Source organism: Streptomyces sp. NPDC051582, assembly GCF_040681715.1.
GTDB lineage: Bacteria > Actinomycetota > Actinomycetes > Streptomycetales > Streptomycetaceae > Streptomyces.
Genome location: NZ_JBFAZJ010000001.1, coordinates 663,773 through 672,788 on the forward strand (window position 1 = coordinate 663,773; position 9,016 = coordinate 672,788).

The 9,016-nt window shown below is 72.2% G+C and carries 9 protein-coding genes; 4 read left to right on the forward strand and 5 right to left on the reverse strand.

Features of this window, described 5'->3' with window-relative positions:
• Positions 1-5 precede the first annotated feature (5 nt).
• From AB0M92_RS03105 to AB0M92_RS03125, 5 genes are read right to left on the reverse strand one after another with little or no spacing between them, the layout of a single operon-like run.
• Positions 6-626, reverse strand: a complete 621-nt coding sequence (locus AB0M92_RS03105; protein ID WP_366100303.1) for an NADH-quinone oxidoreductase subunit I — start codon at positions 624-626, stop codon at positions 6-8.
• On the reverse strand, positions 626-1,585 hold the full coding sequence (locus tag AB0M92_RS03110) for a complex I subunit 1 family protein (RefSeq protein WP_366100304.1): 960 nt from the start codon (positions 1,583-1,585) through the stop codon (positions 626-628). The genes AB0M92_RS03105 and AB0M92_RS03110 overlap by 1 nt, the downstream gene beginning before the upstream one ends.
• Positions 1,582-2,970, reverse strand: coding sequence for an NADH-quinone oxidoreductase subunit C (locus AB0M92_RS03115; protein ID WP_366100305.1), 1,389 nt, complete (start codon positions 2,968-2,970; stop codon positions 1,582-1,584). Before AB0M92_RS03115 ends, AB0M92_RS03110 begins: the two co-directional genes overlap by 4 nt.
• Entirely contained in the window at positions 2,967-3,569 is a 603-nt protein-coding gene (locus AB0M92_RS03120; protein WP_366100306.1) for an NADH-quinone oxidoreductase subunit B family protein, read from the reverse strand. Before AB0M92_RS03120 ends, AB0M92_RS03115 begins: the two co-directional genes overlap by 4 nt.
• On the reverse strand, positions 3,560-3,967 hold the full coding sequence (locus AB0M92_RS03125; protein WP_366100307.1) for an NADH-quinone oxidoreductase subunit A: 408 nt from the start codon (positions 3,965-3,967) through the stop codon (positions 3,560-3,562). The genes AB0M92_RS03120 and AB0M92_RS03125 overlap by 10 nt, the downstream gene beginning before the upstream one ends.
• A 148-nt stretch (positions 3,968-4,115) precedes the next feature.
• Here AB0M92_RS03125 and AB0M92_RS03130 point away from each other — a divergent pair, with 148 nt between their 5' ends.
• The 4 genes from AB0M92_RS03130 to AB0M92_RS03145 all read left to right on the forward strand — a co-directional run.
• Positions 4,116-5,315, forward strand: a complete 1,200-nt coding sequence (locus tag AB0M92_RS03130) for a sensor domain-containing protein (RefSeq protein ID WP_366100308.1) — start codon at positions 4,116-4,118, stop codon at positions 5,313-5,315.
• Positions 5,316-5,547: 232 nt separating this feature from the next.
• The gene (locus AB0M92_RS03135; RefSeq protein WP_366100309.1) at positions 5,548-6,831 is read left to right on the forward strand and encodes a sensor domain-containing protein; all 1,284 of its coding nucleotides are present in this window, start codon (positions 5,548-5,550) and stop codon (positions 6,829-6,831) included.
• Positions 6,832-6,967: 136 nt separating this feature from the next.
• Positions 6,968-7,627, forward strand: coding sequence for a response regulator transcription factor (locus tag AB0M92_RS03140; RefSeq protein WP_030161942.1), 660 nt, complete (start codon positions 6,968-6,970; stop codon positions 7,625-7,627).
• Positions 7,628-7,907: 280 nt separating this feature from the next.
• Positions 7,908-9,016: 2-oxoacid:acceptor oxidoreductase family protein (locus tag AB0M92_RS03145; protein WP_366100310.1), on the forward strand; the 1,109-nt coding region annotated here is incomplete at its 3' end.

Below are 9,016 nucleotides of genomic sequence, written 5' to 3' on the forward strand. Positions count from 1 at the left end.
GTCGCTCACGCGTCTGCCTCCGGGGTGGTGGGGGTGTCGGTCTCGGGCGTCGTGGGGGCGGCGGCCTCGGCGGCCGCTGCTGCCGCTGCCGCCGCCGCCGCGGCGGCGGCGGCTTCGGCCTTCTCCACCGCCTTGCGGGCCGCGGCGATCTCCTTGGGCTCCTCCGCGGCCGGGTCCAGGGCGGGCGGGGCCGGGACGGTCCACATCCACTCGCGCAGCTTGTCGCGCTCGTGGGTGAGTTCGAGGATGTCCGTCTCCGCGTACTCGAACTCCGGCGACCAGAAGAGGGCGTCGAAGGGGCACACCTCGATGCAGATGCCGCAGTACATGCAGAGGGAGAAGTCGATGGCGAAGCGGTCGAGGACGTTGCGGCTGCGCTCGCGGCCGCCGGGGGCGGCGGCCGGGACCGTCTCCTTGTGGGAGTCGATGTAGATGCACCAGTCGGGGCACTCGCGGGCGCACAGCATGCAGACCGTGCAGTTCTCCTCGAACAGGCCGATGACCCCGCGGGTGCGGGGCGGGAGCTCGGGCTGCACTTCGGGGTACTGGGCGGTGTGCGCGCGCTTCGTCATCGTGCGCAGGGTGACGGCGAGGCCCTTGGCGAGGCCGGATCCGGGGATGGGCATCAGCTGATCGCCACCTTCACGATGCCGGTGAGCGCGATCTGGGCGAGCGCGAGCGGGATGAGTACGGTCCAGGCGAGCTTCTGGAGCTGGTCCTCGCGAAGTCGCGGGTAGCTGACGCGCAGCCAGATCACGACGAAGGCGAGGACGGCCGTCTTGAGCAGGGTCCAGACCCAGCCGTCGGCGATCGGGCCGTGCCAGCCGCCGAGGAAGAGGACGGTGGTGAGGGCGCAGAGGACGACGATGCCGGCGTACTCGGCGAGCAGGAACAGCGCGAAGCGCAGGCCGGTGTACTCGGTGTAGGCGCCGAAGATGATCTCGGAGTCGGCGACGGGCATGTCGAAGGGCGGCCGCTGGAGTTCGGCGAGGCCGGCCGTGAAGAAGACGAGCGCGCCGGTGATCTGCCAGGGGAGCCACCACCACTGGAAGGCGCCGACGATGCCGGGGAGGGACACCGTCCCGGCGGCCATGGCGACGGAGGCGGCGGCGAGCAGCATGGGGAGCTCGTAGGCGAGGAGCTGGGCGGCGGTGCGCAGGCCTCCGAGGAGGGAGAACTTGTTCGCCGAGGCCCAGCCGGCCATGAGGCTGCCGAGGACGCCGACGCCCATGACGGCGAGGACGAAGAACAGCCCGGCGTCGATCACCTGGCCGACGGCACCCTCTCCCGGTCCGATGGGGATGGCGACGAGGACGAGGAGGTACGGGAGCAGGGCGACGGCGGGGGCGAGCTGGAAGATCCGGCGGTCGGCGCCCGCCGGGACGACGTCTTCCTTCTGCGCGAACTTCACGCCGTCGGCGACGAGCTGGGCCCAGCCGTGGAAGCCGCCGGCGTACATGGGGCCGAGGCGGCCCTGCATGTGGGCCATGACCTTGTGCTCGGTCTGCCCGACGACGAGCGGGAGCACGAGGAACACGGCGAAGACGACGATGAGTCGCAGCGCGACGTCGAGGACGTCGTTCACGCGTCGCCTCCGTTGGTGTCGGATTCGGATTCGGCGGGGCCCGCGCCGGGATCCGCGCCGGGGGCGGGATCCGGTTCGGCGTCGGGCCTGGGGGCGGCCCCGGGCTCGGCCGCGGGTGCGGGTGCGGACTCGGGCTCGGCCGCGGGTGCGGGTGCGGACTCGGGCTCGGGCTCGGCCGCGGGTGCGGGTGCGGGTGCGGGCGTGGGTGCGGGCGTGGGTTCCGGTTCCGCGAAGGCGGGCTGGGCGTTGTGCCAGGGGGCGTCCGCGCTGCGGGGGGCGGGGCGCCTGCCCGGCGCCACCGTGCGGCCTCGGATCGCCTGGCTCGCGGCCGCGTCGCCCTGCCCGCCCTCGGCTTCCGGCTCGGCCGGGGTGACGGCCTGGCCGGCCGGACCGTCCGATGCGGAGCGGGTACGGCGGGCCGGGCGCGGGGCGTCGGCCTGCGGGGCGGCCTCGGGGGCGGCGGGCGTCGCTTCGGATGCCGCCGAGGGGGTCGCCTGGCTCGCCGAGCCTTCCGAGACCGAGCGGGTACGGCGGGCCGGGCGCGGGGGCGCGGCCTCGGCGCCGGGCTCCGCCGGGGTGGCCGCCTGGCTCGCCGAGCCTTCCGAGACCGAGCGGGTACGGCGGGCCGGGCGCGCGGGCGCGGCCTCGGCGCCGGGCTCCGCCGGGGTGGCCGCCTGGCTCGCCGAGCCCTCCGCCACCGAACGGGTACGGCGGGCCGGGCGGGCGGGGGCTTCGGCTCCTGCAGTGCCTGTGGCTCCTGCGGCCGCCGCGCGGGCGCCTCGGGCGGGGCGGGCCGGGGCCGGCGGGAGCTGGCCCTTCATGGGGCCCCAGTCGTTGGGGTCCGGAACGCCCGGCGGGAGCATCTGGCGGCGCTTGGGGGCGGCCGGGTCATGGGCCTCGCCCGGCTCCTTGGCTCCCGGCCACGCCTTCGCGACGCGCGCGGCCAGGACGAAGTCCTTCCGCAGCGGGTGGCCTTCGAAGTTCTCCGGGAGGAGGAGGGGGACCAGATGCGGGTGGTCCGTGAAGACCACGCCGAACATCTCGTGCGTCTCCCGCTCGTGCCATTCCGCGCCCGCGTAGATCGCGACCGCGGAGGGCAGGGAAGGCGCCGAGTGCGGGACCGTCGTACGGAGCAGCAGGCGGCGTACGCGGTGGTTCTCCAGGGACACGACGTGCGCGCAGACGCGGAAACCCGTTCCCGGCTCGTCCACCGCGCTCAGCCAGTCGAAGTACGTGCAGCCCAGCTTGTCCCGGGCGATCTCCAGCGAGGGGATCCAGCTCCCGGCCGGCACGTCCACCGTCAGCACGTCGTAGGAGTGGTCGGCCAGCGCCTCCGCGCCGAAGATCGTCGCCGCCGCGTCCGGGAGGGAGTCGTAGAGGTTCACGCGTCGGCCCCCGGGGCGGGCGGCGGGGTGATCAGACCGCTCGTGAGCTGGGCGGTCGACGGCCCGGTCGCGTAGCGGTCCGCCAGCGACTCCCTGGCGATCTTCTCCTGGAGCTTGAGGATGCCCTGGAGCAGCGCCTCCGGGCGCGGCGGGCAGCCGGGGACGTAGACGTCGACCGGGATGATCTGGTCGACGCCCTTGGTCACCGAGTACGAGTCCCAGTAGGGCCCGCCGCAGTTGGAGCAGGCACCGAAGGAGATGACGTACTTCGGCTCCGGCATCTGCTCGTACAGCCGCTTCACGGCCGGCGCCATCTTGTCCGTCACCGTGCCCGAGACGATCATCAGGTCCGCCTGGCGCGGGCCCGGCGCGAACGGGATGACGCCGAGGCGGATGAAGTCGTGCCGGGCCATCGACGCGGCGATGAACTCGATCGCGCAGCAGGCGAGGCCGAAGTTGAAGACCCACAGGCTGTAGCGGCGGCCCCAGTTCAGGACCACCTTCATGGGCTCGGGCGCGAGGCGGGAGAGGACTCCCAGGCGCTTGGGCTCCGGGAGCAGCTGGGGCTCGGCCGGCGTCGCGGCCGGTGTCACGTCCATTCGAGGACGCCCTTCTTGTACGCGTAGAGCAGGCCGACGGCCAGGAAGCCCAGGAAGACGAACATCTCCACGAGCGTGGTGGCGCCGTAGCCGGTGTCGGCGAACACCGTCGCCCACGGGAAGAGGAAGATCGAGTCGACGGCGAAGATGACGTAGAGGAACGCGTAGACGTAGTAGCGGACCTGGGTGTGCGCCCAGCCCTCGCCGACGGGGTCCACGCCGCACTCGTACGTCAGCAGCTTCTCGGGGGTCGGGACGACGGGTCTCAGCAGGCGGCCCGCGCCGAACGCGACGGCCACGAAGAGCACACCGAGGACGGCCAGCAGGCCGACGACCGAATAACTCCGGAAATAGTCCGCCGCGAGCACGGTTACGGTCGATACCGTCGGGTCGGGCACGTCCGTTCCTCGCTCCTTGGCCACTGTCGATGATCTGGTACGGACGGGAGTCTAGGGCCTGGTCCACACAGGGTGGGGTTATCCCCCGTTTACAGCCGCCCGGCTGCCCCATGGCAGCGGCGGACCGGGATTTGGCAGGCTGGGCCGCATGACCGCGCCCATTCAAGCCTCCCACCCCGGTCCCGACAACGACCGGCCGCCGCCCGTACGCCCCGCTCTGGGGGCCGCGGCGTGGAAAGAGACCGTCCATCTGCTGGGCAATCTGCCGCTCGCGCTCGTCGGTTTCGTCTACACGGTGACCATGGTGGCGACCGCGGGCGGCCTGTCCGTGACCGCGATCGGGCTGCCGCTGCTCGCGGTCGGCCTGTTCGGATCCCGCCAGCTGGGACGGCTGGAACGGGCGCGGGCGCGCGTGCTGCTGGGCGTACGGGTGGAGGAGCCGAGCCCGCTGCCCGGGCCGCGGCGGGCCGGCGGGTTCTTCCCCTGGCTGTGGGCGGGCGTGAAGGACCCCGTGGGCTGGCGGACCGTGCTGTACGGGCTGGTCCGGCTGCCGTGGGGGGTGCTGACCTTCACGGTGGCGCTGATCGGGCTGCTGGTGCTGTGGCCGGTGCTGCCGTACGTGGTGCGGTGGCTGTCGAACGTGGACCGGCTGATGGTGCGGGGGCTGCTGTCGCCCTCGGACGAGCTGGAGCGGCGCATCGCGGAGCTGGAGTCCGACCGGGGAGTGGTCGTGGACACGGCGGCGGCCGACATGCGGCGCATCGAGCGGGATCTGCACGACGGGGCCCAGGCCCGCCTGGTGGCGCTGGCGATGGGGCTGGGCCTGGCGAAGGAGAAGCTGCTGGAGGATCCGGACGCGGCGGCGGTGATGGTCGACGAGGCGCACGGGGAAGTGAAGCTGGCGCTCCAGGAACTGCGGGACCTGGCGCGGGGGATCCATCCGGCGGTGCTGACGGACCGGGGGCTGGACGCGGCGCTGTCGGCGGTGGCTTCGCGGTGCGTGGTGCCGGTGAAGGTGGCGGTGGACCTGGAGGAGCGGCCGGTGGCCGCGATCGAGGGGATCGCGTACTTCACGGTGTCGGAGCTGCTGCAGAACGTGAGCAAGCACGCGGGAGCCCGGGTGGCGAGCGTGGAGGTCTGGCGGGGCGCCGGGGCCTCTCCCGCGTCGGCCCGGCTGCTGATCCGGGTTTCGGACGACGGGCGGGGCGGGGCCGATGTGGGGGGCGGGTCGGGGCTGGCCGGGCTGGCGGAGCGGCTGCGGGCCGTGGACGGGGTGTTCGTGGTCGACTCCCCCGAGGGCCGCGGGACGGTCGTGACGGCGGAGCTGCCGTGGCGCGGGCGCGGCTGAGCCGCCGGCTTCGGCCTGTGATCGGGGCCCCGTCCGGGGTGGGTGCGGGCGGGGGTCCCGTCGTTCTGCCGGGGGCCGGGGGCCGGGATCCGACCGCGGTCCAGGCGGGCTGGACCGGGGGGTGGTGGGGTTATCCCCACCATGGGGACGCCTACCCGCCCGATGGTTTCCCGAGCGGCCGGGCGGGAGGGTGGGGGTTGTCATGGGAGATGCGGGAAGGGCGGGCCGGGTCATGGGTTTCGGGCGAGCGTTGCGGGCTCCCGTCGAGGGGCGGACCTGGCGGGAATTCGGTTATCTCCTGCTCGGGCTGCCGCTGAGCGTTCTCTACTTCTCGCTCGCGATCACCGGTGTCAGCCTCGGCGCCGGGCTGCTCGTCACCTTCCTCGGGATCCCGGTGCTCGCCGGGGTGCTCGCGATGTGCCGGGGGTTCGGGCGCGTCGAGCGGGGCCGGGCACGGGCCATGCTCGGCTTGGACATCGCCGAGCCGGCGCCCGTCCGGGCGCGGAAGCGGGGGGCGCTCGCCGCCATGGGAGCCCTGCTCAAGAGCGGCACCGCCTGGCGGCACGTCCTGTACTCCGTGATCCACCTCCCCTGGGCCGTCTTCGCCTTCACCCTGGCACTGGTGTTCTGGGCGTACGGGTGGGCGTTCCTCCTGTACCCCGTCTGGTTCTGGGTCTTCCCGGCCTACACGGACATGCCCGGGCTCCAGCTCTTCCAGAACGACGACTACACCTTCTACCTCGACTCCCCCGCCGAGATCGCCCTCGCCTGCCTGGTCGGACTGGCCTTCACCCTGGCCACGCCCTGGGTGGTGCGGGCCCTGACCACCGTCGACCGCGTCCTCGTCGCCGGGCTGCTCGGCCCCTCGCGCCTCGACGACCGCGTCAGCGAGCTGGAGTCCGACCGCGGGGTCGTCGTGGACACGGCCGCCGCCGACCTGCGCCGCATCGAGCGCGACCTGCACGACGGGGCCCAGGCCCGCCTGGTGGCTCTGGCCATGGATCTCGGTCTGGCGAAGGAGAAGCTGGCCGAGGACCCCCAGGCCGCCGCCCGGATGGTGGACGAGGCGCACGGAGAGGTGAAGGTCGCACTCCAGGAACTGCGCGACCTGGCCCGCGGGATCCACCCGGCCGTGCTGACCGACCGCGGTCTGGACGCGGCGCTGTCCTCGGTGGCCTCCCGCTGCGCGGTGCCCGTCCGGGTGTCCGCGGATCTGCCGGACCGGCCCGCGGCCGCGATCGAGGGGATCGCGTACTTCACCGTCTCCGAGCTGCTCCAGAACATCAGCAAGCACTCCGGGGCCCGTACGGCGAGCGTGGACGTGTGGAAGTCCGGGGACCGGCTCCTGATCCAGGTCGTGGACGACGGCCGCGGCGGTGCGCGCAGCGACGGATCCGGCACCGGGCTGGCCGGTCTCGCCGAGCGGCTGGACGCCGTGGACGGGGTGCTGGTCGTGGATTCCCCGGCCGGTGACGGCACCACCGTCACCGCCGAGCTCCCCTGGCGTTCCCGGTAGTCCCGTCCGCGGCTCCCGCGTCCGCCTCATTCGATGATCCCTACTCGCCTCCATCCGGCCCCCGGGCTGGGATGCTTGGCTGCGTCAGGTACATCGGACGACGTGGACTCGGGAGCTGCTGGACGTGGAAGACAGGGTGCGGGTGGTCATCGCCGAGGATTCAGTGCTGCTGCGTGAGGGCCTGACCCGGCTGCTGACCGACCGGGGGCATGACGTCGTGGCCGGCGTCGGGGACGCGGAAGCCCTGATCAAGACGGTGGCGGAGCTGGCCGCAGAGGATGCGCTGCCGGACGTGGTGGTGGCCGACGTACGGATGCCGCCGACCCACACCGACGAGGGCGTACGGGCCGCCGTGCGGCTGCGGCGCGAGCATCCCGGGATAGGCGTGCTCGTGCTGTCGCAGTACGTGGAGGAGCAGTACGCCACCGAACTGCTGGCCGGTTCCAGTACCGGGGTGGGGTATCTGCTCAAGGACCGGGTGGCCGACGTGCGCGAGTTCCTGGACGCCGTCGTACGCGTGGCCCGGGGCGGGACCGCCCTGGACCCGGAGGTGGTCGCGCAGCTGCTCGGCCGCAGCCGGAAGCAGGACGTGCTGGCGGGGCTGACCCCGCGCGAGCGCGAGGTGCTGGGCCTGATGGCCGAGGGGCGGACCAATTCGGCCGTGGCCAAGCAGCTCGTGGTCAGCGACGGGGCGGTGGAGAAGCACGTCAGCAACATCTTCATGAAGCTCGGGCTGTCGCCCAGCGACGGGGACCACCGGCGAGTTCTGGCCGTTCTCACCTACCTGCGGTCTTGATCGACAGATCCGGGGCATTGATCAAAACCTTGATCAACTGACACTCTGTCAGGTGTGGCGTTCCCTCACCCGGCCGCACGGGGCTCGCACTATTTCTGCACGGCACGAAATCTCGGAATCTCTCGGAATCCCGTGGACCGGCGCAATCCCACGGGATTCTCTCGACAGACCGCCGCGGACGACGGTCCAGAATACGAGCGTCCCCCAGGAAGGCCGTCCCTGCCGACGTAGGGTTGACCTTGGGAACGGGAACGCCACGCCTCGAAGGAGGTCCAGTTCAGTGACCAGCCAGGTCAGTAGTCCAGCCGAGCAGGCCGACGGGGCCGAAGGTGCCGTAGTCGGCGAACAGCGGACCCCCCCGGCTCCGGGGGGCAAGGAAGTACGCCGTCTGGACCGGGTGATCATCCGCTTCGCGGGTGACTCGGGTGACGGCATGCAGCTCACCGGCGACCGCTTCACCTCGGAGACGGCCTCCTTCGGGAACGACCTCTCCACGCTGCCGAACTTCCCGGCCGAGATCCGCGCCCCCGCCGGCACCCTGCCGGGCGTTTCGTCATTCCAGTTGCATTTCGCCGATCACGACATCCTGACGCCGGGCGACGCCCCGAACGTACTGGTGGCCATGAATCCGGCGGCGCTGAAGGCGAACATCGCGGACGTTCCGCGCGGCGCCGAGATCATCATCAATACCGATGAATTCACGAAGCGCCCGATGGCGAAGGTGGGATACGAGACCTCGCCCCTGGAAGACGGTTCGCTGGGCGCCTACAACATCCACCAGGTGCCGCTGACCACGCTGACCGTCGAGGCGCTGAAGGACTTCGGGCTCTCCCGCAAGGAGGCCGAGCGCAGCAAGAACATGTTCGCGCTGGGGCTGCTGAGCTGGATGTACCACCGGCCCACCGAGGGCACGGAGACCTTCCTGCGGCAGAAGTTCGCGAAGAAGCCGAACATCGCCGAGGCGAACGTGGCCGCCTTCCGGGCCGGCTGGAACTTCGGCGAGACCACCGAGGACTTCGCCGTCTCGTACGAGGTGGCCCCGGCGACCCGCGCCTTCCCGACGGGCACCTACCGCAACATCTCCGGGAACCTGGCCCTGTCGTACGGCCTGATCACGGCGAGCCGGCAGGCCGATCTGCCGCTCTACCTGGGCTCCTACCCGATCACCCCGGCCTCGGACATCCTGCACGAGCTGAGCCGGCACAAGAACTTCGGCGTACGGACCTTCCAGGCCGAGGACGAGATCGCCGGCATCGGCGCGGCCCTCGGCGCGGCCTTCGGCGGCGCGCTCGGCGTGACCACCACCTCGGGCCCCGGCGTTGCCCTGAAGTCGGAAACGATCGGGCTCGCGGTCTCCCTGGAGCTGCCGCTGCTGATCGTGGACATCCA

Coding starts and splice junctions, on each gene's coding strand:
- AB0M92_RS03105 (WP_366100303.1), bottom strand. CDS start 626: ATGCCCATCCCCGGATCCGGCCTCGCCAAGGGCCTCGCCGTCACCCTG.
- AB0M92_RS03120 (WP_366100306.1), bottom strand. CDS start 3,569: ATGGACGTGACACCGGCCGCGACGCCGGCCGAGCCCCAGCTGCTCCCG.
- AB0M92_RS03130 (WP_366100308.1), top strand. CDS start 4,116: ATGACCGCGCCCATTCAAGCCTCCCACCCCGGTCCCGACAACGACCGG.
- AB0M92_RS03135 (WP_366100309.1), top strand. CDS start 5,548: ATGGGTTTCGGGCGAGCGTTGCGGGCTCCCGTCGAGGGGCGGACCTGG.